24 protein-coding genes and 1 pseudogene are annotated in these 20,998 nt (G+C 65.8%); 16 read left to right on the top strand and 9 right to left on the bottom strand.

Translation table 11 applies throughout. The features are described 5' to 3' along the window. The first annotated feature begins 43 nt into the window (after positions 1 to 43). Positions 44 to 1,351 (top strand): adenylosuccinate lyase, encoded by a 1,308-nt coding sequence (gene purB, locus IEX88_RS10760; RefSeq protein ID WP_188850609.1) that lies wholly within the window; start codon positions 44 to 46, stop codon positions 1,349 to 1,351. Between the two features lie 75 nt (positions 1,352 to 1,426). Continuing rightward, positions 1,427 to 2,280 (top strand): annotated as a pseudogene (locus IEX88_RS10755) (alpha/beta fold hydrolase). A 28-nt stretch (positions 2,281 to 2,308) separates the two neighbouring features. Here IEX88_RS10755 and IEX88_RS10750 read toward each other — a convergent pair. Beyond that, positions 2,309 to 3,088 (bottom strand): endonuclease/exonuclease/phosphatase family protein, encoded by a 780-nt coding sequence (locus IEX88_RS10750; RefSeq protein ID WP_188850608.1) that lies wholly within the window; start codon positions 3,086 to 3,088, stop codon positions 2,309 to 2,311. A gap of 287 nt (positions 3,089 to 3,375) precedes the next feature. Between IEX88_RS10750 and cls the strand changes: the two genes are divergently transcribed. Next, positions 3,376 to 4,806, top strand: a complete 1,431-nt coding sequence (cls, locus tag IEX88_RS10745; RefSeq protein ID WP_188850607.1) for a cardiolipin synthase — start codon at positions 3,376 to 3,378, stop codon at positions 4,804 to 4,806. A 35-nt stretch (positions 4,807 to 4,841) separates the two neighbouring features. Here the strand turns inward: cls and IEX88_RS10740 are convergent, their stop codons facing one another. Next, entirely contained in the window at positions 4,842 to 5,423 is a 582-nt protein-coding gene (locus IEX88_RS10740; protein ID WP_188850606.1) for a YqaA family protein, read from the bottom strand. A 228-nt stretch (positions 5,424 to 5,651) separates the two neighbouring features. Here IEX88_RS10740 and IEX88_RS10735 point away from each other — a divergent pair, with 228 nt between their 5' ends. After that, positions 5,652 to 6,230, top strand: a complete 579-nt coding sequence (locus tag IEX88_RS10735) for an RBBP9/YdeN family alpha/beta hydrolase (protein WP_188850605.1) — start codon at positions 5,652 to 5,654, stop codon at positions 6,228 to 6,230. A gap of 63 nt (positions 6,231 to 6,293) precedes the next feature. On the opposite strand, the gene IEX88_RS10730 is transcribed toward IEX88_RS10735, so the two are convergent. Together IEX88_RS10730 and IEX88_RS10725 are read right to left on the bottom strand one after the other, a co-directional pair. Next, positions 6,294 to 7,064, bottom strand: a complete 771-nt coding sequence (locus IEX88_RS10730) for an HpcH/HpaI aldolase family protein (RefSeq protein WP_188850604.1) — start codon at positions 7,062 to 7,064, stop codon at positions 6,294 to 6,296. Positions 7,065 to 7,110: 46 nt separating this feature from the next. Beyond that, a complete protein-coding gene (locus IEX88_RS10725) occupies positions 7,111 to 7,428 on the bottom strand; it encodes a DUF1476 domain-containing protein (RefSeq protein WP_188850603.1) in 318 nt (105 codons plus the stop codon). Between the two features lie 274 nt (positions 7,429 to 7,702). Here IEX88_RS10725 and purC point away from each other — a divergent pair, with 274 nt between their 5' ends. The 11 genes from purC to IEX88_RS10670 all read left to right on the top strand — a co-directional run bounded on the left by purC (position 7,703) and on the right by IEX88_RS10670 (position 15,874). Then, the gene (gene purC / locus IEX88_RS10720) at positions 7,703 to 8,467 is read left to right on the top strand and encodes a phosphoribosylaminoimidazolesuccinocarboxamide synthase (protein WP_188850602.1); all 765 of its coding nucleotides are present in this window, start codon (positions 7,703 to 7,705) and stop codon (positions 8,465 to 8,467) included. A gap of 108 nt (positions 8,468 to 8,575) precedes the next feature. Beyond that, positions 8,576 to 8,818, top strand: coding sequence for a phosphoribosylformylglycinamidine synthase subunit PurS (gene purS / locus IEX88_RS10715; protein WP_188850601.1), 243 nt, complete (start codon positions 8,576 to 8,578; stop codon positions 8,816 to 8,818). 20 nt (positions 8,819 to 8,838) lie between these two features. Beyond that, entirely contained in the window at positions 8,839 to 9,096 is a 258-nt protein-coding gene (locus IEX88_RS10710) for a hypothetical protein (protein WP_188850600.1), read from the top strand. Positions 9,097 to 9,206: 110 nt separating this feature from the next. After that, positions 9,207 to 9,887, top strand: a complete 681-nt coding sequence (gene purQ, locus IEX88_RS10705) for a phosphoribosylformylglycinamidine synthase subunit PurQ (protein ID WP_188850599.1) — start codon at positions 9,207 to 9,209, stop codon at positions 9,885 to 9,887. Further along, positions 9,884 to 10,306, top strand: a complete 423-nt coding sequence (locus IEX88_RS10700; RefSeq protein ID WP_188850598.1) for a hypothetical protein — start codon at positions 9,884 to 9,886, stop codon at positions 10,304 to 10,306. The genes purQ and IEX88_RS10700 overlap by 4 nt, the downstream gene beginning before the upstream one ends. After that, on the top strand, positions 10,299 to 10,736 hold the full coding sequence (locus IEX88_RS10695) for a hypothetical protein (RefSeq protein WP_188850597.1): 438 nt from the start codon (positions 10,299 to 10,301) through the stop codon (positions 10,734 to 10,736). Before IEX88_RS10700 ends, IEX88_RS10695 begins: the two co-directional genes overlap by 8 nt. Positions 10,737 to 10,836: 100 nt before the next feature. Next, entirely contained in the window at positions 10,837 to 13,059 is a 2,223-nt protein-coding gene (purL, locus tag IEX88_RS10690) for a phosphoribosylformylglycinamidine synthase subunit PurL (RefSeq protein ID WP_188850596.1), read from the top strand. A 97-nt stretch (positions 13,060 to 13,156) separates the two neighbouring features. Beyond that, positions 13,157 to 13,390 (top strand): BolA/IbaG family iron-sulfur metabolism protein, encoded by a 234-nt coding sequence (locus tag IEX88_RS10685; protein ID WP_188850595.1) that lies wholly within the window; start codon positions 13,157 to 13,159, stop codon positions 13,388 to 13,390. 61 nt (positions 13,391 to 13,451) lie between these two features. Then, entirely contained in the window at positions 13,452 to 13,799 is a 348-nt protein-coding gene (locus IEX88_RS10680; RefSeq protein ID WP_188850594.1) for a hypothetical protein, read from the top strand. A gap of 93 nt (positions 13,800 to 13,892) precedes the next feature. Then, positions 13,893 to 14,240 carry a Grx4 family monothiol glutaredoxin gene (grxD, locus tag IEX88_RS10675; protein ID WP_188850593.1) on the top strand — a complete coding sequence of 116 codons (348 nt, stop codon included), beginning with the start codon at positions 13,893 to 13,895 and terminating at the stop codon, positions 14,238 to 14,240. A 359-nt stretch (positions 14,241 to 14,599) separates the two neighbouring features. Next, entirely contained in the window at positions 14,600 to 15,874 is a 1,275-nt protein-coding gene (locus IEX88_RS10670; protein ID WP_188850592.1) for a multidrug effflux MFS transporter, read from the top strand. Between the two features lie 60 nt (positions 15,875 to 15,934). Here the strand turns inward: IEX88_RS10670 and IEX88_RS10665 are convergent, their stop codons facing one another. The 4 genes from IEX88_RS10665 to IEX88_RS10650 all read right to left on the bottom strand — a co-directional run bounded on the left by IEX88_RS10665 (position 15,935) and on the right by IEX88_RS10650 (position 19,052). Further along, on the bottom strand, positions 15,935 to 16,759 hold the full coding sequence (locus tag IEX88_RS10665) for an inositol monophosphatase family protein (protein WP_188850591.1): 825 nt from the start codon (positions 16,757 to 16,759) through the stop codon (positions 15,935 to 15,937). Further along, a complete protein-coding gene (gene ttcA / locus IEX88_RS10660; RefSeq protein ID WP_188850590.1) occupies positions 16,756 to 17,631 on the bottom strand; it encodes a tRNA 2-thiocytidine(32) synthetase TtcA in 876 nt (291 codons plus the stop codon). Before ttcA ends, IEX88_RS10665 begins: the two co-directional genes overlap by 4 nt. A gap of 427 nt (positions 17,632 to 18,058) precedes the next feature. Continuing rightward, positions 18,059 to 18,676, bottom strand: a complete 618-nt coding sequence (gene rpsD / locus IEX88_RS10655; protein ID WP_188850589.1) for a 30S ribosomal protein S4 — start codon at positions 18,674 to 18,676, stop codon at positions 18,059 to 18,061. Between the two features lie 217 nt (positions 18,677 to 18,893). Further along, positions 18,894 to 19,052 carry a YqaE/Pmp3 family membrane protein gene (locus IEX88_RS10650; protein WP_188850588.1) on the bottom strand — a complete coding sequence of 53 codons (159 nt, stop codon included), beginning with the start codon at positions 19,050 to 19,052 and terminating at the stop codon, positions 18,894 to 18,896. A gap of 147 nt (positions 19,053 to 19,199) precedes the next feature. On the opposite strand from IEX88_RS10650, the gene IEX88_RS10645 reads away from it, so the two are divergent. Further along, positions 19,200 to 19,718, top strand: coding sequence for a hypothetical protein (locus IEX88_RS10645; RefSeq protein ID WP_188850587.1), 519 nt, complete (start codon positions 19,200 to 19,202; stop codon positions 19,716 to 19,718). A gap of 56 nt (positions 19,719 to 19,774) precedes the next feature. On the opposite strand, the gene IEX88_RS10640 is transcribed toward IEX88_RS10645, so the two are convergent. Further along, entirely contained in the window at positions 19,775 to 20,974 is a 1,200-nt protein-coding gene (locus tag IEX88_RS10640) for a TMEM43 family protein (protein ID WP_188850586.1), read from the bottom strand. Positions 20,975 to 20,998: the final 24 nt, after the last annotated feature.

Here is a 20,998-nt window from a genome sequence, read left to right as displayed (position 1 = left end):
TGTCGCGGCGAGCCCCATTTCCGCGACCCGAAGGACTGCGCCCATGATTCCCCGCTATTCCCGCCCCGACATGGTGGCGATCTGGTCGCAGGAGACGAAGTACCGGATCTGGTTCGAGATCGAGGCGCATGCCTGCGACGCGCTGGCCGAGCTCGGCGTCATCCCGAAGAGCGCCGCCGCCACCATCTGGGAAAAGGGCGGCGCGGCCACCTTCGACGTCGCCCGCATCGACGAGATCGAGGCCGAGACCCGCCATGACGTCATCGCCTTCCTGACGCATCTGTCGGAGATCGTCGGCCCCGAGGCGCGCTTCGTGCACCAGGGCATGACCTCGTCCGACGTCCTCGACACCTGCTTCAACGTCCAGCTGGTGCGCGCCTCCGACATCCTCCTCGCCGATCTCGACGCGCTGCTCGCCGCGCTGAAGCGCCGCGCCTTCGAGCACAAGGACACGGTGACTATCGGCCGCTCGCACGGCATCCATGCCGAGCCGGTGACGTTTGGCCTGAAGCTTGCCGAGGCCTATGCCGAGTTCAGCCGCGCCAAGGCCCGCCTCATCGCCGCGCGCGAGGAGATCGCCACCTGCGCCATCTCCGGCGCCGTCGGCACCTTTGCCAACATCGACCCGCGCGTCGAGGAGCATGTCGCCAAGGCCATGGGCCTGAAGGCCGAGCCGGTGTCGACCCAGGTCATCCCGCGCGACCGCCATGCGATGTACTTTGCCACCCTCGCCGTCATCGCCTCGTCGATCGAGCGCCTGTCCATCGAGGTCCGGCACCTGCAGCGCACCGAGGTGCTGGAGGCGGAAGAGTATTTCGCGCCGGGCCAGAAGGGCTCCTCGGCCATGCCGCACAAGCGCAATCCGGTCCTGTCGGAAAACCTCACCGGCCTGTCGCGCATGGTGCGCTCCTTCGCCCTGCCGGCGATGGAGAATGTCGCGCTCTGGCACGAGCGCGACATCTCGCACTCCTCGGTCGAGCGCTATATCGGCCCGGACGCCACGATCACCCTCGACTTCGCACTCGGCCGCCTCACCGGCCTCATCGACAAGCTTCTGATCTATCCCGACCGGATGATGAAGAACCTCAACCAGTTCAAGGGCCTCGTCCACTCGCAGCGGGTTCTGCTGGCGCTGACCCAGGCCGGCGTCAACCGCGAGGATTCCTACCGTCTGGTCCAGCGCAACGCGATGCGGGTTTGGGAAGAGGGCAAGGACTTCCTGACCGAGCTGCTCGCCGATCCCGAGGTGATGGCCGCCATCCCGGAAGCCGAACTGCGCGAGAAATTCGATCTCGGCTACCACACCAAGCATGTCGACACGATTTTTGCCCGGGTCTTCGGCGAGAGCTGAGTATCCCGCGGGGCCGTGCCGGAACCGGCGCGGCCCCGTTCCGGTTGCGGCCCGACGAAGCTAGACGGGGCGCTTATGTTCGAACAGTTCACCCTCGAGACCATCGCGCTGCCGGAAGCGACACTGCGCGTGCGCCATGGCGGCTCCGGGCCGCCGGTGCTGCTGCTGCACGGCCACCCGCGTACCCACACGACCTGGCACCGCGTCGCGCCGATCCTCGCCCGCCACCACACGGTCGTCTGCCCGGACCTGCGCGGCTTCGGCCAGTCTTCGAAGCCGGCCGACACGCCGGACCATGCCGGCTCGTCGAAACGGGCCAAGGCACGCGATGGCATCGCGCTGATGCGCCATCTTTCGAGCGCTTTGCGGTCGTCGGCCACGACCGCGGCTCCTACACCGCCTTCCGCATGGCCATGGACCATCCGCAAAACGTTACCCATCTCGCGGTGCTCGACGGTGTCCCGATCATCGAGGCGCTGGAGCGCTGCGGCGAAACGTTTGCCAGGGCCTGGTGGCACTGGTTCTTCTTCGCCCAGCCCGAAAAGCCCGAGCGCGCCATCCTCGCCGATCCTGATGCCTGGTACACGGGGTCGCCCGAAATGATGGGGCCGGCCAACTACGAGAATTTCCGCGTCGCCACGCGCGATCCCGCAACCGTCCATGGCATGATCGAGGATTATCGTGCCGGGCTCGGCATCGACCGCGCCCATGACGCCGAGGACCGCCGCCTCGGCCGGCGCATCCAGTGCCCGACGCTCTGCCTCTGGTCGCTGCGCGACGATCTCGAAATGCTCTACGGCGACGTCCTGGCCGTGTGGCGCCCTTGGACGACGACGCTCTCGGGCCACGGCATCGACTGCGGTCACCACATGGCCGAGGAAGCACCGGAAGAGCTGGGTCGAGCCCTTCGCGCCTTTCTGTCGGCCTGAAGCGGCGGCAGCCCCCTCTTGCGGTGCCTCAGCCGTTGGCGGCGAGTTTGGAAGTGTCCTCGAGCGCAATGTCGATCTTGAACATCTGGTGGTCCGAGAACGGCTGGTCGATGATCTCGATCGAGCAGCACTGCTCCAACCCCTGCGAAATCAGGCAGGTGTCGAGCGTGGCGTGATAGGGGCCGAAGCGGAAGGTCGGGCCCGACAGGCGGTTGGCGTGGAAGAGTTTTTCGCTCTTCATCAATGGCGCCAGTTCGCGTTCGCCGGAAAACATGTTGAAGTCGCCGATCAAGACCGTCGGCACGTCGCGTTCCTCGATCCAGGTGGCGATCTGGGCGAACTGATGGGCGCGCACGCTCTTCATCAACGAACAGTGCACGACCAGCACCCGCAGGCCGGCGATGTCGATATCGTAGACGAGCCGCTTCTTGCCGTGGTCGAGATAGCGCTTGGTGAAGTCGACCTTCTGGGTCGCCATGAAGGCATTGGACTTGCCGCGCGAAATCGGCGAGCGGTGGAATTTCGTCGTGCCGCTGTATTTGTTGTCGATGGTCGCAAAGGTGTGGTGGTCCTCGCGCAGCACCGGAAACTGGTTGAAATAGCCGTTGGTGATGGAGCCCTGGTCGATTTCGACGAAGCAGCTGAGGTCGGGCTTCAGCCGCCGCATCGTGTCCCGCACGAATTCGAGGCTGCGCATCTGCGCGGCCCGCGGCGTGTAGACATGATGGTGAAGCCGGGAGAGGTGATGGCCGAGCGAGCCGTTGATGTCCCGGCTATAGCCGAGATTGGCGTAGACGATTCGAACCATCAGGAGGCGATGCCTGCTTCCGGTTCGGTTCGGGCGCGCTTCGTGCTACGCGGCGTCATGGCTGTCATCGAAAACATTCCTTCATGCGGTAGTCCGCTCCGCCAGCACCATATCAACAACACCTTGACGGGATGCAAGTTGCCTCACCGCGGTGTGAGGCGGCGATCGGCCCGGGTTCATTTTACGCTCCAGGCGGGAAAACCGGCCGTCGGCAGCCTTGCCCGGCCGCATCGCCGGTGGATCGCCGCCAGGATGGGTAACGACAGAACGATCGACATGGCAGGACGATGACCTCTCACTTCAGTCTCTGGTCCACCATCCTGTTTCTCCTGAACTGGGGGATCATCATCGGCGCGTTGGTCGTCATTCCGTTCCGGCGGTCGCCGGCGGCGGCGCAGGGCTGGCTGCTCTTGTTCTTCTTCCAGCCCTTCGCGGCCACGATCCTGTATTTCTTCATCGGCGACGCGCGCCATCCCAAATGGCGGCGCGAGCGCATCAAGGACGTGCCCTCGGTCGTGCTCAAGGCGATCGGCGAGATCCCCTCGGCCGCCGAGGCGGCGCTGACGCTCGGCCCCCGCAGCCGTACCGCCGCGCATCTCGTGCAGACGCTCGGGCAATTGCCGTGCCTCTCGGGCAACAGCATCGATCTCGACCCGAATTACAACCGCGTGGTCGACCGCATCACCGCCGACATCGATTCCGCGACCCACCACGCCCATGCGATGTTCTACATCCTCCACGACGACGAGGCCGGCAACAAGGTGCTGAGCGCCCTGGAGCGGGCCGCGCGCCGGGGCGTCAAGTGCCGCCTTCTGATCGACGCCGTCGGCTCCTCCTATCACCGCGACGCCATCGCCCGGCGGCTCGACGGCAGCGGCGTGGAGATCCGGCTGATTCTGCCGCTGCGCTTCTGGCGGCGCGCCACCCGCGCCGACCTTCGCAACCACCGCAAGATCGTCGTGGTGGACGGGCGCACCGGCTGGGTCGGCTCGCAGAACATGCACCAGATCGAATACGAACCGAACACCTTCTACCGCGAGGTGATGGCGCGCGTGACCGGCCCGGTGGTGCTCGAACTCCAGGCGATCTTCATCGGCGACTGGTTCCTGGAGACCGACGAGGACATTTCCGCGCCGGAGCTGATGCCGATGCCGGCGACGACGGAGGGCGGCGTCGTGGCGCAGGTCATGCCGAGCGGCCCGGATCATCCCGCCGGCCGGCTCGACACCCTGTTCACCGACCTGATCCATTCCGCCCGCGAGCGCGTCGTCCTCACTACGCCCTATTTCATCCCGAACGAGCCGCTGTCGCTGGCCCTGCAATCGGCGGTCCAGAAGGGCGTGAAGGTGACGCTGTTCGTCACCGCCACGACCAACAGCTTCCTGATCGACCACGCGCAGCGGTCCTATTACGACGAGCTGCTGGAATCGGGCGTCGAGGTCATGCTCTACCGCGAGCGTTTCCTGCACGCCAAGCATCTCTCTATCGACGACGACATCGCCGTCATCGGCTCGGCCAACATGGACCGGCGCTCCTTCGAGCTGAACTCCGAGGTGACGCTGCTCGCCTACGATGCCGGCGTGGTCAAGCAGATGCGGCGGATCGAGAACGACTACCGCGCCAAGAGCGCGCGACTGATGCCGGACGACTGGGACCAGCGCGGCTTCTTCACCAAGCTGACCGAGAATGCGACCCGCCTGATCAGCCCTCTCCTGTAATCGCTGCGCGGGGCAGGAAGGCCCTGCCCGGCGCTTCAGATGACGAAGCGCACCAGGGCGAATCCGCCGAGCAGCAAGGTCAGGCCGAGAGTGAAGACCAATCCGAGCCGCCTCTCGATGAAGTCGCGCATGGGCGGGCCAAACCAGTAGAGCAGGCCGGCGACGGCGTAGAAGCGCACGCCACGCGCCACGATGCTGGCCGCGACGAAAATCACGAGATTCAGTCCGGTGGCGCCACTGGCGATGGTGATGATCTTGAAGGGAAACGGCGTGATGCCGGCAATCAGGACGATCCAGGCGCCCCACTCGTTGTACCGCGCGGCGAATTCCTCGAACTTGCCGCCATAGCCGTAGAAGGTGAGGATCGGGCGCGCCACCTGCTCGAACAGGAAGGCGCCGATGGCGTAGCCGGCCAGGGCGCCCAGCACCGAAGCCACCGTGCAGATGAAGGCCAGTCGCCAGGCCGCCTGGCGCCTCGCCAGGACCATGGGAACCAGCAGCGCATCGGGGGGAACGGGAAAAAACGAGCTTTCGGCGAAGGAGACTGCCGCCAGAGCGTGGGCGGCGCGCGGACGGGCGGCGAGCCGGATCGTCCAGTCGTAGGTAGCTCTGAGCATGCCATTCCTTTGTCGAGGGAGCGGACGGGCCGCGCAGGCGCGACGCCGTGTCCCCGCACGGTTTTCAGACGGCATAGGTCAAAGTGCCGAGCGGCGAAACCCGTCGGGCTGAGAGAGCGGCGCCCGGCGGGGCACGACAGCGTTCGGCACCGGGCCGATGGCAGGCCGGTACCCTGGCGCCGACGCGGCGTCCTTGACTTCGCGCCCGGTTGTTCGCATCTGCGGCAGATGCGTATCACCGAAGCCGACATCCTCGTCATTCCGGGCTATCGTGGCTCCGAGCCGACTCACTGGCAGAGCCGCTGGGAAGGCCGGATGTCCACCGCCCGCCGCGTCCACCAGCGCGAATGGACCAAGCCCGTGCGCGAGGACTGGGTGCAGGCGATCGCCGAGGCGGTCAACGAGAGCGTCAAACCCGTCGTGCTGGTCGCCCATTCCCTGGGCGTCGCGGCCGCGGTTCAGGCCATTCCGCTGTTCGAAAAGCGCGTCGCGGGCGCCTTCTTCGTCGCCCCGCCGGATGTCGCCAATCCGCTGCTGCGCCCTCGGCACCTGATGACCTTTGGGCCCTATCCGCGCGATCCGCTGCCGTTTCCCTCGGTGGTCGTGGCCAGCCGCAACGATCCGTTCTCGACCTTTGAGGCGGCCGAGGAAGCAGCCGGGGCCTGGGGCTCGCTGTTCATCGATGCGGGGGAATCGGGGCACCTCAACCACGAAAGCGGACACGGCCCCTGGCCGGAGGGCCTGTTGACCTTCGGCAAATTCATTTCCGGGCTGAAGCTGGAAGAACAGCGCAGCGGAGAAGCGTGATCGTGTCACCGCCGTGACGGAGCGGCCGCGCGGTAGCGCTGCCGCCCCGCCGACGTCGAACGATCAGGCCTTGGCGCTTTCGGCAAGCGCCGCCGCCGCGGCCTTGAACAGGCCGATGTCGGAGGCGACGCAGGCATAGCCATAGCCGTAACCGCGGTAGCGCCGAGCGTCCTCGGCGGTCGCGGCGTAGATCCCGGCAAACTTTCCCGCCGCTGCCGCGAGCGACGCTATCTTGCGCACGGCGGCATCGGCCACCGCACCCTCCGGATCCCAGGCGCTGGTGTCCGACAGCGCGATGGAGAGATCCGAGGGGCCGACGAAGACGCCGTCGAGACCGTCAATCGCCAGGATCGCCTCGAGGTTTTCCATCGCGGCGGCGGTCTCGATCATCGCAAAGGCGAGTGTCTCGGCATTGGCCACGGCGGTATAGGCCACGGCACCGGTAAACCCGTGCAGCTCGACCGCCCGGGTCGGCCCGAAGGAGCGCGCGCCGAGCGGGGCATATTTCACCGCGGCGACGAAGGCCCCGGCATCTTCGACGCCCTCGATCATCGGCATGATGACGCCGGAGGCGCCGAGATCCAGCACCCGTGCAGCGCCGGCCCGATCCTCGATCGGCAGCCGCACCAGCGACGGCTTGCCGAGGAAGGCCGCCCGCGCAATGCCGGCTTCGATCGAGCGCAGGTCGTGCAGGCCATGCTGCTGGTCGAAGGTCAGCGCGTCGAACGGCGCCCGCAGCAGGGCCTCGTGAATGTGGGGATCGGTCAGGCTCGACCAGGCGGACAGCACGAAGCTGCCGTCGGCCAGACGTTGCCGCAGTCCGGGAAGAGCCATGACGGCGCCTTTCGTCAGAGAACCAGGTGGGGCGGGCCGAAAGGCCCTACTCCGTGCGAACCTGCTTTTCGGCTTCGAGCAGGAGCTCGGCCATGGTGCGACGGATCTGGTGGTCAGACTGCGTCACGCCGGCAGCGTCGAAATCGCGCCGGACCTTCTCGAACACGTCCTCTTCGCCGGCCTTCTCGAAATCGGACGCCACCACTTCCTTGGCGTAGGACGCGGCGTCATCACCGGTCTTGCCGAGCTTCTCCGCGGCCCAAAGGCCAAGGAGCCTGTTGCGCCGCGCTTCGATTCGGAACCGCAGTTCCTGGTCGTGCGCATAGCGAGCCTCGAAGTCCTTTTCGCGGTCCATCATCGACATCCGTTCATGCTCCACAGGGAATTTCAGACGCGGCCAGCACCCGCCGCAGCACCGACATACGGCCTGGGGCCCTATTTTTGAAGGGCAAAGGCGCGAGGACACGCCGAAATGCATCTTGTTTGCGCCCGCGGCATGCCCAACTCTACCGATGGACAAATCCCTTGACACGGCCGAGCATTGTTTAGAGGGCCCATTTGGTCTATTCACGCCCTCGGACATGACCGCTTCGCGTACCGCCGCCCGGGCGGGCCCTCATTCACGATAGAGTACCCATATGACACGTCGCCGCCGTATCTACGAAGGCAAGGGCAAGATCCTTTACGAGGGTCCTGAGCCGGGAACGCTGGTCCAGTTCTTCAAGGACGACGCGACCGCCTTCAACAAGAAAAAGCACGAGATCGTCGACGGCAAGGGTGTCCTCAACAACCGGATTTCCGAGTACATCTTCACCCACCTGAACAAGATGGGCATCCCGACGCACTTCATTAAGCGGCTCAACATGCGCGAGCAGCTGATCAAGGAAGTCGAGATCATTCCGCTCGAAGTGGTGGTGCGCAACATCGCGGCCGGCTCGCTGGCCAAGCGCCTCGGCATTGAGGAAGGCACGGTCCTGCCGCGCTCGATCATCGAATTCTACTACAAGGCCGACGCGCTCGACGACCCGATGGTGTCGGAAGAGCACATCACCGCTTTCGGCTGGGCCTCCCCGCAGGAAATCGACGACATCATGGCGCTCGCCATCCGCGTCAACGACTTCCTCTCCGGCCTCTTCCTCGGCGTCGGCATCCAGCTCGTCGACTTCAAGATCGAGACCGGCCGCCTCTACGAAGGCGACATGATGCGCATCATCGTCGCCGACGAGATCTCGCCTGACTCCTGCCGCCTCTGGGACGTGCAGACGCAGGAGAAGATGGACAAGGACCGGTTCCGCCGCGACATGGGGGGCCTCGTCGAGGCCTATCAGGAAGTCGCACGGCGTCTCGGCATCATGAACGAGAACGAGCCGCCCCGCCCCTCCGGGCCGGTGCTGGTAAAGTAAGGCGGCGGCGCGGTAGCCCCGCGCCGCAGCCGGCATCGGCGCTCAAACTCGTCTATTCCCGGGACCGGCAGATACCGTGACCGACATCACAATCGACAGGCAGAACCAGTGATCAAGGCCCGCATCGTCGTCACCCTCAAGAACGGCGTCCTCGACCCGCAAGGCAAGGCGATCGAGGGCGCCCTCGGCAGCCTCGGCTTCGCCGGCGTCGGCTCCGTTCGCCAGGGCAAGGTCTTCGACGTCGAAGTCGACGCCGCCGACCCGGCTTCCGCCGAGGCACAGCTCAAGGACATGTGCGCCAAGCTTCTGGCGAACACCGTCATCGAGAACTATACCGTGGAGATCGCTTAGGGGTTGTACCGGAGGGTGCGATGGTCGAAGTCACGAACGAGCTGATGTTCGAATTGATGAAGCGGATGCATCAGGAGATCGGTGGTCTTCGCCTCGATATCGTCGAGGTGAAGACGGAGCTGAATTCGATCCGCGGCACAATGGTGGCGATGCAGAGCGACATTCACAACATCTACGGGATGCTCGGTCGTCACGACGATCGGCTCAAACGCATCGAGCGCAGGCTCGACCTACGTGAACTGGCTGAGGCATCGACACCCTACCAGCCACACCCCTGACGCAGAAGATTGCGCTCATGCCAGCGGCACCATCTCCTCCGGATGATGCCGCTGTTTCCATTTCCGGGCCCAGCCGGCCCGGCCTGACTCTCCAACGGTTGCCGTCGCTCATGAAAACTGCCGTCGTTCTCCTCCCCGGCCTCAACCGCGACCGCGACATGATCGCGGCGTTGACGTCGATTGCCGGCACGCCGCCGCTGACGGTCTGGCAGACCGACACCGAGATCCCCGACGTCGACCTGATCGTCGTTCCCGGCGGCTTTTCCTTCGGCGACTATTTGCGCTGCGGCGCCATCGCGGCGCGCTCGCCGGTGATGCGCGCGGTCGCGGATAAAGCCGCGCAGGGCGTGTCGGTGCTCGGCGTCTGCAACGGCTTCCAGATCCTGTGCGAGGCGGGCCTCCTGCCCGGCGCGCTGATGCGCAACACGACGCTGCGCTTCGTCTGCCGCGAGGTGAAGCTCGAAGTCGTGAACGCCTCTACCCGCTTCACCACCGCCTACCGCCAAGGCCAGATCATCCGCTGCCCGGTCGCCCATCACGACGGCAACTATTTCGCCGACGAGGACACGATCGAGCGCCTGCACGGCGAGAACCGCGTCGTCTTCCGCTATGCCGAGGGCACCAATCCGAACGGCGCGACGCGCGACATCGCCGGCATCGTCAACGAGGCCGGCAACGTGCTCGGCCTGATGCCGCACCCCGAGAATCTGGTCGAGCCCGAGCATGGCGGAACCGATGGCCGCGGTCTGTTCGAAAGTGCCCTTGGCCTCGTCGGACGTGTGGCCGCATGACCGTGGCGAGCGGTTTGCGCGCCGCGCTGATCTCGGTCTCGGCCGCCGGCATCGTCGCCTTGTCGGCCTGCAGCACCCCGGCTCCCACGGTGCCTCGCGCCGCGACGACCAAGGCCGAGTCTGGCCTGGACCGCATGGAGCGGGTGACGCTGGCCGCCAACCGCTGCTGGTTCAAGTCGAACGATCCGGCTTTCGCCCGCTATAGCCTGGCGCCGGAACTCTCCTCCTTTTCCGGCAAGCCGCGCTTTCTCCTGGTTCCGAAGGGGCGCGCCGAGGCGAAGCCGTTGCTCGTGGTCGAGGCGCAGCCCGGCTCGCGGGCGCTGTCCACCTATGGCCCGGTCATGGGCACGTCGCTCGGCGCCAGGGTCGACAGCGACATCCGCCGCTGGAACACCGGCGACGGTAGCTGCCGTGCGTAGGCTTTCGACCCTGGTGGGCAGCCTCGTGCGGGCGGGTTTCGTCGCGGCCGCCGGCACGGCCCTCGCCGGCTGCGTCTACGCCAATGCGGGCGTAACGACGTTTTCCGTCGAGTCCGTTCCCGTAACCGAGATCGCGCCGGTTGTGCGCACGCCGGATCTCGAGCCCAGCGGACCGGAGATCCAATATGCGCGCGATTCCGTCCGCGCGGTCTTCAGGCGCCGCGATGGGGAGCGAAGCCAGCAGTTTCTTGCCGGCTACCCCGATGGCTACGCGCTGTGCATCCGCTCGGCCGGGCGCTATGCTTTGATCATCTTCCAGCGGCGGATTTTCGAGAGCCAGATCTCGCAGGCCGCCGACGATACCGTCATCCTGCACCGCCCCGACGAGACCGCTGCCTGTCGTCCCGTCGAGTTGTGGACGAAAGCCTAAGGACGCGGGGCGGCCGTGCGGCGGCCCCGACCCTGCCGGCCAATCCTTCGGGCGGCCGCATCGACATCATACCCCTGACGCCCCGGCGCACGGAGACCCCATGACCGAGATCACCATCACGCCCGAGATCGTCGCCGCCCACGGGCTGAAGCCGGACGAATACCAGCGCATCCTCAACCTGATCGGGCGCGTGCCCCTCATCACCGAGCTCGGCATCTTCTCGGCGATGTGGAACGAGCACTGTTCCTACAAGTCGTCGAAGCGCTGGCTGAAGACGCTGCCGACGAAGGGCGTCCGCGTCCTCCAGGGTCCCGGCGAGAATGCCGGCGTCGTCGACATCGGCGACGGCGACTGCGTCGTCTTCAAGATGGAGAGCCACAACCATCCCTCCTTCATCGAACCCTATCAAGGCGCGGCGACGGGCGTTGGCGGCATCCTGCGCGACGTCTTCACCATGGGCGCCCGGCCGATCGCGGCGATGAACGCCCTGCGCTTCGGCGCGCCAGACCATCCGAAGACGCGCCACCTCGTTGCCGGCGTCGTCGCTGGCGTCGGCGGCTACGGCAACGCCTTCGGCGTGCCGACCGTCGGCGGCGAGGTGAATTTCCACCCGCGCTACAACGGCAACTGCCTCGTCAACGCCTTCGCCGCGGGACTTGCGAAGTCGGACGCGATCTTCCTGTCGGAAGCCAAGGGCGTCGGCCTGCCCGTCGTCTATCTCGGCGCCAAGACCGGTCGCGACGGCGTCGGCGGCGCCACCATGGCCTCGGCCGAATTCGACGAGAACATCGAGGAGAAGCGCCCGACCGTGCAGGTCGGCGACCCCTTCACCGAGAAATGCCTGCTCGAAGCCTGCCTCGAACTCATGCAGACCGGCGCCGTCATCGCCATCCAGGACATGGGCGCCGCCGGCCTCACCTGCTCGGCTGTCGAGATGGGGGCCAAGGGCGGCCTCGGCATCGAGCTCGACCTCGACAAGGTGCCGGTGCGCGAGACGCATATGAGCGCCTACGAGATGATGCTGTCGGAGAGCCAGGAGCGCATGCTCATGGTTCTGGAGCCGTCGAAGCAGGCCGTCGCCGAGGCGATCTTCCTGAAGTGGGGCCTCGATTTCGCCGTCGTCGGCAAGACCACCGACGATCTGCGCTTCCGCGTGCTCTTCCAAGGTCATGAGGTCGCCAACCTGCCGATCCGCGAGCTCGGCGACGAGGCGCCGGAATACGACCGCCCCTGGATCGAGCCGAAGCCCGCCAAGCTGATCCACGCCGCCGATATCGCCGAGCCCGCCGACCTCGGCGCGACGCTCTTGAAAATCCTCGGTTCGCCCGACATCGCCTCGCGCCGCTGGGTGTTTGAGCAGTACGATACGCTGATCCAGGGCAATTCGCTGCAGCGCCCGGGCGGCGATGCCGGCGTCGTGCGCGTCGACGGCCATCCGACCAAGGCGCTCGCCTTCACCAGCGACGTCACACCGCGCTATTGCGAGGCCGACCCCTTCCAGGGCGGCATGCAGGCCGTCGCCGAATGCTGGCGCAACCTCACCGCCGTCGGCGCCGAGCCGATCGCGGCAACCGACAACCTCAACTTCGGCAATCCCGAGAAGCCGGAGATCATGGGCCAGCTGGTCAAGGCGATCGAGGGCATCGGCGCCGCCTGCACGGCGCTGGCCTTCCCCATCGTCTCCGGCAATGTCTCGCTCTACAACGAGACGCACGGCCAGGGCATCCTGCCGACCCCGACTATCGGCGGCGTCGGCCTGATCGACGACCGCACGAAAACCGCCAGCATCGGCGCCATGGCCGATGGCGACGTGCTCTTCCTCGTCGGTCGGGATGGAAGCCATCTCGGCGCTACCATCTATCTGCGCGAGATTGCCGACAGCGAGGACGGCGCCCCGCCGCCGGTCGACCTTGCCGAGGAAAAGCGCCACGGTGATTTCGTCCGCGGCCTGATCCGCGCCGGCCGCGTCGCCGCCTGCCACGATCTCTCCGACGGCGGTCTCGCCATTGCGCTGGCCGAAATGTGCATCGCCTCGGGCAAGGGCGTCATGGTCGACGCCGGCACCGGCGCGGCGCATGCGCTGCTGTTCGGAGAGGATCAGGCGCGCTACGTCGTTGCCCTTGCCGCTGGCGACGCCGACAGGCTCGCAGCGGAAGCCGCGCATTTGGGCGTCGCCCTACGCCGGCTCGGCACTGTCGGCGGTGACCGCCTGGACATCCGCAACCGCCTGTCGGTGCCGGTGATGGACCTCACCGTCGCGCATGAGAGCTGGTTCCCGGCCTACATGTCCGGGGCCCCCGACATCGCCGTCGCCGCCGAGTGACGTTTCGCTTTGCCGGGATCGATTGATCGTCCCCGGCGAAGCGCCTATTCTCGGCCCGAAGCGGGCGAGCCCGATGCCACAACAGGAGACGCGCCTCATGGCGATGAACGCCCATGACATCGAAAAGATGATCAAGGACGGTATCCCCGATGCCGAAGTCACGATCCGCGATCTCGCCGGTGACGGCGACCACTACGCGGCCGAAGTCGTCGCCGAGAGCTTTCGCGGCAAGTCGCGGGTGCAGCAGCACCAGATGGTCTACCAGGCACTGCAGGGCAATATGGGCGGCGTTTTGCACGCGCTAGCCCTTCAAACCAGCGCGCCGAAGTAGCATCCGTTTCATCGCTCAGGCGGACGATCGCAGGCAGTGTGTACCAGCAGGGAGATGCGGAATGCAGGAAGCAGAAACGCCCTCTCCCGGCAACAATCACACGCTCGCCTATCTCAGACGACTGGAACAGCGTCACGAACAGCTGCTGCAGATTCTGGTCCGGCAGCAGGAATTGATTGCCCGGCTGGACAGGAACATCGGCGAGGGCTTTTCGTCGCTCGAACGGGAGTTGCGCGAAGGCCTGTCGCGGACGGACCGGGACCTGCGTGAGGTCAAATCCGATCTCGTCATCGCCGAGAACAACATTCTGAAACGGATCGGCGAACACTACGAAACATCGCGACGCCTCAACGAACACGAGGATCGACTGGTGACACTGGAAGCCGAACGCTTCGGACCTGCTCCCTGAACTTCACGAGCATTCGCTACCCCTCGTGCTGGAAATCGGCGGCAGGAGATCGTATCTCTGGCGAGACACGATTTATCACTGAAGGAACCTGACATGACCGGCATCAACGACTGGATCGACAACGAGGTGAAGACCAACGACATCGTGGTCTTCATGAAGGGCACCCCGGCCTTCCCGCAGTGCGGTTTCTCCGGCCAGGTGGTGCAGATCCTCGATTACCTCGGCGTCGGCTACAAGGGCGTCAACGTCCTGGCTTCCGACGAGCTGCGTCAGGGCATCAAGACCTATGGCGGCTGGCCGACCATTCCGCAGATCTACGTCAAGGGCGAGTTCGTTGGCGGCTCCGATATCCTGCGCGAGATGTTCCAGGCCGGCGAGCTCAAGGACTTCTTCGAGGAGAAGGGCATCTCGACCACGGTGCCGGCCACCGCGCAGGCCTGAGAGGCCGACCACCCTCGCAACGAGCTGTGAAGGCCGGCGCTTCGAGGAGCACCGGCGAGAACAGCGTGCGGTGATCTGTAGAACACGGGTCGGCGCCAAAGACGCCGCTCTTCGTCCCGTCGGCCGATAGGACGAAGCCTCGGCGTAAGCGGCTGACATTGACGTGATGCATGATAGCCATGCGTGCGGCGCCCTGTCGGCCGGCTTGAAGCCAAGCCCTTGCTTTCGCTCCGGCAGGCCAAAACGATAACCTGCCATCCTCCTGTTAGGGCGCGTCGGGCGACGGCGCGTTTACCAAGTCTTACTTGCCATTTCGGCATGGACCGATATGTCTGCGCCCATCCAAGGAAGGATCAGACATGTCGAAAGCGTCGAGCCCTAGCGCAACGCACGGACTCCCCTATTGGGAACTCGTCACCATGGTGGCGCTGCTGATGGCGCTGAACGCCGCGGCGATCGACATTTTCATTCCGGCGCTGCAGGAAATCGGCTCGACGCTCGGCGTCACCGACGAGAACACCCGCCAGCTGGTCATCACCGCTTATGTTGTCGGCTTCGGTGCCGCGCAGATCATCTACGGCACCCTGTCGGACCGTTTCGGTCGGCGCCCGGTTCTGTTTGCGGGCCTCGCCATCTACGTTCTCGCCTCCTTTGCCGCGATCTTCTCGCCGACCTTCGGCGTGCTTCTCGCCTTCCGCGCCCTGCAGGGCGTCGGCGCGGCGGCGACGCGGGTCATTGCGGTGTCGATCGTGCGCGACTGCTTCGGCGGCGCCCGCATGGCCAGCGTCATGTCGCTGGTGATGATGGTGTTCATGACCATTCCGGTGCTCGCGCCCAATCTCGGCCAGATCATCATGGCCTTCGGCAGCTGGCAGGAGATTTTCGTCGTCACCGGCATCGTCGGGGCCGCTGCTCTTGTTTGGAGCGCGCTTCGCTTGCCGGAGACCCTGCATCCGGAGGATCGCCGCCCCCTGACGGTGAAGCGCACGGCCGAGGCCTTCCGCATCGTTCTCACCAACCGCCGCGCCTTCGGCTACACGCTGGCGACGGCACTGATCTTCGGCGTCCTGTTTTCGTTCATCAACCAGGCCGAGCAGATCTACACCGGGATCTACGACATCGGGCCCGCCTTTACGCTGTATTTCTCGATGGTCGCGATCTTCATGGCGGCGGCGTCGTTCACCAATTCCAAGCTGGTGGAGCGGCTCGGCATGCGCCGCCTGTCGCACGGTGCCCTGGTCGCGTTCACCGTGCTCAGCGTACTGCAGCTGGTGATCTCGACGGCGCTCGGCGGGATCATGCCGTTCTGGCTGTTCCTCGTGATGATGACGCTGACCTTCTGCATGTTCGGCTTCATCGGCACGAACTTCAACGCGCTGGCGCTCGATCCGCTCGGCCACGTCGCGGGCACCGCGTCCTCCGTCCTCGGCTTCATGCAGACGCTCGGCGGCGGCCTTCTCGGCGCACTGATCGGGTCGTTCTACGACGGCACGCTGCTGCCGCTCTATGCAGGCTTCACCGTGCTCTCGCTGGGTTCGCTCGCCTGCGTTTACTATGCGGAAGGTGGCCGGCTCTTCGACCGCCCCCGCGAGAAGCACGAGCACGCCGCCGAAGTCGCCGCGCAGACGCGCTGAGCCGTCGCCGTCACCGGCGCGCCTCGCCCGCCCTCGAGGGGCAGGCGACGCGCTGTGGCATCAGCCGCCGTATACGGCACCGTGCAGGGCTTGCCAGCTCGCTTCGTCCGCCGCGCAGAGCAGACCACCGGTCGTGTGACCGGGACGGTAGGCCGAGCCGTCGAGCCGGCGCACATAGCCGCCCGCCTCGCTGAGGATCAGTGCGCCGCCGAGATGATCCCAGGGCATCAGGTTCTGGTAGAGATTGAAGTGCAGGTTGCCGGTCGCCGCCAAGCGATACTCCTGGCCTGCGCAGCGATAATTGCCGAGCACCTTCACCGCCGACAGGCGCGCCATGAACTCCCGCTTCTCGGAAGCCGGGAGGGACGAATGCGATCCGACGCCGACCATGTCGCCGAGCGGCACGGGAGCGGCAACGCGGAGGCTGGTGACCGTGCCGTCCGCCTGCTTCATCACCGCCCCCTCGCCCCTCGCCGCCTGGACGAAATCGTCGCCCATCGGGTCGTAGATCAGCCCGGCGATGGTCTCACCCTTCGAGACGACCGCCGCCATGACGGCGAAGACCGGCGCGCCGGCGGCAAAGTTCGCCGTGCCGTCGATCGGGTCGACGACGATGACGAGATCGTCCGTCCCGACCTTCTCGATGAGGCCGTAGTCGGCGGCAACCGATTCTTCGCCCACGAAGGTGGCTTCCGGAAAAGCCTTGGCGCATTCCGCCATGATGAAACGCTCCGCCGCCTCGTCGGCTTCGGTGACCAGATCGATCGCCGAGGACTTCTGCCGGATGTCGCCGGCGCCGAGCCGCCGGAAGCGCGGCATGATTTCGGCAAGGGCGGCGGCGCGCAGAATGGCGCCGAGGCGGTCGATGTCGAAGGTCTGGGTCATGGCGTATCCGAGCGTGTCAGGAGAGAGGCGAAGTCGAAGAGTTTCGGATCGAGCAGGTGGCTGGGGCTGACATGAGACAACGCCCGCAGCATCGTCTCCTTGCGGCCGGGAAAGCGCTGTTCCATCTCCGCCAGCATCGCCTTGGTGGAGTTGCGCTGCAGCCCGTCCTGGCTGCCGCAGAGGTCGCAGGGAATGATCGGGAAGCCGAGCGCCTCGGTGAATCTGCCGAGATCCTCTTCGGCCGAGGCGATCAGCGGCCGGAGCACCATGACGTCGCCCTCGTCGTTGAGAAATTTCGCCGGCATCGCCGACAGGCGGCCGCCGTGGAAGAGGTTCATGAAGAAAGTCTCGAGACAGTCCTCGCGGTGATGGCCGAGGACAAGCGCGGAGCATCCCTCCTCGCGGGCCACCCGGTAGAGATGGCCGCGGCGCAGGCGCGAGCAGAGCGAGCAGTAGGTGGCCCCCGCCGGCAGCTTGTCCGTCACCACCGAATAGGTGTCGCGGTACTCGATGCGGTGCGGAATGCCGTGCCGCTTCAGGAATTCCGGCAGGATGTGTTTTGGAAAATTCGGCTGGCCCTGGTCGAGATTGCAGGCGAGCAGCTCGACCGGCAGCATGCCGCGCCATTTGAGATCGCAGAGAAGCGCCAGCAGCGCGTAGGAATCCTTGCCGCCGGACAGGCCAACCAGCCAGCGCGCGCCCGGCTGGACCATGCCATTGACCGCGATCGTCTCGCGCACCTGCCTGAGCAGCCGCTTGCGCAGCTTCTTGAAGCCGACGGTATCGGGAGCGGTGGCGAGCAGAGGATGCGCGCCATCGGAGACGTCGTCGTCCGCGGCGGGATGAAGGGTTTCGGCGATGTCGTCGAGCATGTCCGGCGTCCTCGTTTGGCCGAGGCTTACAGGAGGGAGGAGGGAAAGACAAAGCCGGGGAAGGCAGAGGCTGAGGAGAGGCGCACTCCTTCTCGGCAAAGTCTCTAAACGCCTGCGAGCCGGCCCAGCGGTTCAGAACACGTCGTTCCTTATCCGCTCGTCATCCCGGACTTGATCCGGGATCCATTCCAAACCATTGGCGGGTTTGAGGCGACTTGGCCGTGGGCCTGGCGGAGAGGCAGCTGGCGTCATGTCCTGCGGCGATTTGGAATGGATCCCGGGTCAAGCCCGGGATGACGAGCCTCAAGATGCGGGCAGTGGCTGGAGCGGCGTACGGAGCGTACGGGGCCGCCATCTCTGCCTTCCCCCCAAACGAAAAAGGCCGCCCCGAAGGACGGCCTTTTCCAAACTCTGCCGTCGAAGCCGGTTAGCGCGAGTAGAACTCGACGACCAGGTTCGGCTCCATCACGACGGCGTAGGGCACGTCGGAGAGGGTCGGGACGCGCTGGAAGGTCGCGACCATCTTGTTGTGGTCGGCCTGGATGTAGTCGGGAACGTCGCGCTCGGCGAGCTGCGTCGCTTCGATCAGGATCGTCAGCTGCTTCGACTTCTCGCGAACCTCGATCACGTCGCCGGCCTTGCAGCGGTACGAGCCGATGTTGGTGCGCACGCCGTTGACGTTGACATGGCCGTGGTTGACGAACTGGCGGGCCGCGAACACGGTCGGAACGAACTTGGCGCGGTAGACGACGGCGTCGAGGCGGCTCTCGAGCAGGCCGATCAGGTTCTCGGACGTGTCACCCTTGCGACGGGCGGCTTCCTCGTAGATCTTGCGGAACTGCTTCTCGGCTACGTCGCCGTAATAGCCCTTCAGCTTCTGCTTGGCGCGCAGCTGCGTGCCGAAATCGGAGACCTTGCCCTTGCGGCGCTGGCCGTGCTGGCCCGGGCCGTACTGGCGGCGGTTCACCGGGGACTTCGGGCGTCCCCAGATGTTCTCGCCCATGCGGCGATCGATTTTGTACTTGGATTCTGCGCGCTTGGTCATCGCATTTCCTTCAAACGAAAAACCCCGGTCGGACGATTCCGGCCGGGTGAGGAAACGCGCCCTCCTCTGCCCATCCCGGGGGATGAACCGACAGAGCTGTCGACGCGGGGGTCGGCAAGCTCACGGGACACGTTAAAAACCGATCGCACCCGAAAGGCGCGACCGGTTGGCGTCTGGGTAGTGAGATGAATGAATTATGTCAAGCCGAAGCGGCCGATCAGTACTTTCCGATCACCCAGAAGGCGTGGATGACGCCCGGCAGCCAGCCGCAGAGGGTGAGCAGAAGGTTGATCCAGAAATGCTTGCCGAGCCCGACCTGGGTGAAGACGGCCAGCGGCGGAATGAAGATGGCGATGATGATGCGAATGATGTCCACGGGAAGTCCGTCCTGCTCACGATTGCGTTGCAGGTCGAACGTTCCGGCCGCACGGGCGTTCCGGCTCCGGCGCAAAACACCCTGCCTCCCGCGGGCGCGCCCCACATTGTTCGCATCGCTTGATGCATTCGCGACAAAGGAACGATCATGGCCTTCTCGCTGACTCCCGGCATCGCTTGCCTCTCCCTCCTCATGAGCGTCGGCGCCGCAGCCCCGGCGAAAGCCGACGCCGGCGTTCTCGACCGCTTCGAGGGAGGCTGGGGCGGTTCCGGCACCATCCAGCGCGACGTCGATTCGACCCCCCGCAAGGTCACCTGCAGCCTCGACGGCGCCCGCGGCGACGCCAACAGCATCAGCCTCGCCGGCCAGTGCCGCGCCCTCGTCGTCTTCAGCCGCAGCATCGGCGCGACCCTGACCTTCGATCCTTCGAGCAATCGCTACAGCGGCGTCTACACCGGTTCGTCCAAGGGGCCGGCCCAGCTTTCCGGGCGGCTGAGAGGCGACCGGCTGGTGCTCGACATCACCTATCCCCAGCCGATCTACGGCGACCGCAAGGCGGTCATGACCATTGCCAGCCGGGGCGCGAACGGCTTTTCCATGGTGGTCACCGACAAGGTCGACGGGGCCGACAAGCAGACGTCGAATTTCTCGTTCCAGAGCCGCTGAACGATCCGCAGATCGGTGGAGACGCCCCAGCCGTCGTGCGTCGTCAGCGCGCGTTGTCAGGCTGGGCGGGCCCCGGAGGGCAAAGCGCCGGCAGCCAGACGTCGCCGGCGCAGGGCGACGATGCCGAAGACGATGGCGGCGGTCACCGCCAGGATGAGAAGCGCAAGCAGCGGCCGGTAGAAGAACCAAGCGATCGCGATCGTCACCCCGCCGGTGACCGTGGCGGCAACGAAGGCGATCAGCCCGGTTCCCAGGCCCACGAGGTCGCCGAGCAAGGGGACGACACTGGCCACGACCGAGATCGGCTTGGTCACCAGCGCGAAACCGATGAAGAGCAGGACGAGCCCGACGAGGCGGACGATCCAGGTGATCACCACATTGGCGCTCTGCGCATCCGCAAACATCTTGTCCAGTGACACGGCGCCACTGTCGACCAGGAGCAGCCGATCGCCGGCCTGCGTCTGATAGGCGGTGAAGCTGTCGCCGCTCTGCTGGGCGATCAGGCTCAACGGCCCCGCCGGCACTTTGGTATAGCTGATGCGCAGGTCGCCGAGCGCTGGCGCATTGGCGTTCTCGCCGACGAAGATTCGGCCGAGCGCCACCGTTACCGGCCGCCCGGTCTCCGCCAAGGCCGCCTCGATCTGTTCCCCTGCATCGGCCGACAGCGCCACCGGTTCGTCGCCCGAAACTTGCGACAGAACCTCGTCGCCCAGCGTAAAGCCGCCGAAGGCGGCCGCCGGCGCCTGGATGCTGTCGCTCCCGAGAGGCATTTCCGGATTTTCATGCCCGGCCGGCGCATGGAATTCTGACGAGTCGATCGGACCTTCCGCCCAGTCGCGGGCATAGGTGTAGGTGGTCACCGTCTCCTCGCCGCCGCCGAGCTTGGTCCGCGTTTCAGATTTCGACGACTCCTTCCACTGGAACATCTCGACCTGGCGCTGCAGGCGGATGCCGGCGGCCTCCACGCCCAGCAGCGGATCGACAAGCGGATCGGCCACCACGGCATCGCCCTGCGCATAGACGAGCTTGCCCTCGTTGGCGGCTTGCACCGTGGCGGGATCGATGCTGACGACCGTGCTCTGTCCCTCGCTGAGCGACTGCGCGGTGACCACCGCCCTGCCCTCGTTCCAGAACAGCACCCCGATGACGATGAGCACCAGGACGATACCGACCAGGACCCCGGCGACAGATTGAAAAATCCGCCGGAACCAGGAGACGGAGGTAACTTCCGTAACCGAATCTGTGGAGTTGCTCATTGCATTGCCCCTCCTGACCCGCGC

The organism is Aureimonas glaciei (assembly GCF_014643375.1).
GTDB classification, from domain to species: domain Bacteria; phylum Pseudomonadota; class Alphaproteobacteria; order Rhizobiales; family Rhizobiaceae; genus Plantimonas; species Plantimonas glaciei.
Note: the sequence above shows the minus strand (reverse complement) of the source record. Positions and strands in the feature narration are given on the sequence as shown.

Bases quoted from the DNA above. Each gene is read 5' to 3' on its own strand.
- purB (WP_188850609.1), top strand. From the start codon at position 44: ATGATTCCCCGCTATTCCCGCCCCGACATGGTGGCGATCTGGTCGCAG.
- IEX88_RS10750 (WP_188850608.1), bottom strand. From the start codon at position 3,088: ATGGTTCGAATCGTCTACGCCAATCTCGGCTATAGCCGGGACATCAAC.
- cls (WP_188850607.1), top strand. From the start codon at position 3,376: ATGACCTCTCACTTCAGTCTCTGGTCCACCATCCTGTTTCTCCTGAAC.
- IEX88_RS10740 (WP_188850606.1), bottom strand. From the start codon at position 5,423: ATGCTCAGAGCTACCTACGACTGGACGATCCGGCTCGCCGCCCGTCCG.
- IEX88_RS10735 (WP_188850605.1), top strand. From the start codon at position 5,652: ATGCGTATCACCGAAGCCGACATCCTCGTCATTCCGGGCTATCGTGGC.
- IEX88_RS10730 (WP_188850604.1), bottom strand. From the start codon at position 7,064: ATGGCTCTTCCCGGACTGCGGCAACGTCTGGCCGACGGCAGCTTCGTG.
- IEX88_RS10725 (WP_188850603.1), bottom strand. From the start codon at position 7,428: ATGTCGATGATGGACCGCGAAAAGGACTTCGAGGCTCGCTATGCGCAC.
- purC (WP_188850602.1), top strand. From the start codon at position 7,703: ATGACACGTCGCCGCCGTATCTACGAAGGCAAGGGCAAGATCCTTTAC.
- IEX88_RS10710 (WP_188850600.1), top strand. From the start codon at position 8,839: ATGGTCGAAGTCACGAACGAGCTGATGTTCGAATTGATGAAGCGGATG.
- purQ (WP_188850599.1), top strand. From the start codon at position 9,207: ATGAAAACTGCCGTCGTTCTCCTCCCCGGCCTCAACCGCGACCGCGAC.
- IEX88_RS10700 (WP_188850598.1), top strand. From the start codon at position 9,884: ATGACCGTGGCGAGCGGTTTGCGCGCCGCGCTGATCTCGGTCTCGGCC.
- purL (WP_188850596.1), top strand. From the start codon at position 10,837: ATGACCGAGATCACCATCACGCCCGAGATCGTCGCCGCCCACGGGCTG.
- IEX88_RS10685 (WP_188850595.1), top strand. From the start codon at position 13,157: ATGGCGATGAACGCCCATGACATCGAAAAGATGATCAAGGACGGTATC.
- IEX88_RS10680 (WP_188850594.1), top strand. From the start codon at position 13,452: ATGCAGGAAGCAGAAACGCCCTCTCCCGGCAACAATCACACGCTCGCC.
- grxD (WP_188850593.1), top strand. From the start codon at position 13,893: ATGACCGGCATCAACGACTGGATCGACAACGAGGTGAAGACCAACGAC.
- IEX88_RS10670 (WP_188850592.1), top strand. From the start codon at position 14,600: ATGTCGAAAGCGTCGAGCCCTAGCGCAACGCACGGACTCCCCTATTGG.
- IEX88_RS10665 (WP_188850591.1), bottom strand. From the start codon at position 16,759: ATGACCCAGACCTTCGACATCGACCGCCTCGGCGCCATTCTGCGCGCC.
- ttcA (WP_188850590.1), bottom strand. From the start codon at position 17,631: ATGCTCGACGACATCGCCGAAACCCTTCATCCCGCCGCGGACGACGAC.
- rpsD (WP_188850589.1), bottom strand. From the start codon at position 18,676: ATGACCAAGCGCGCAGAATCCAAGTACAAAATCGATCGCCGCATGGGC.
- IEX88_RS10645 (WP_188850587.1), top strand. From the start codon at position 19,200: ATGGCCTTCTCGCTGACTCCCGGCATCGCTTGCCTCTCCCTCCTCATG.
- IEX88_RS10640 (WP_188850586.1), bottom strand. From the start codon at position 20,974: ATGAGCAACTCCACAGATTCGGTTACGGAAGTTACCTCCGTCTCCTGG.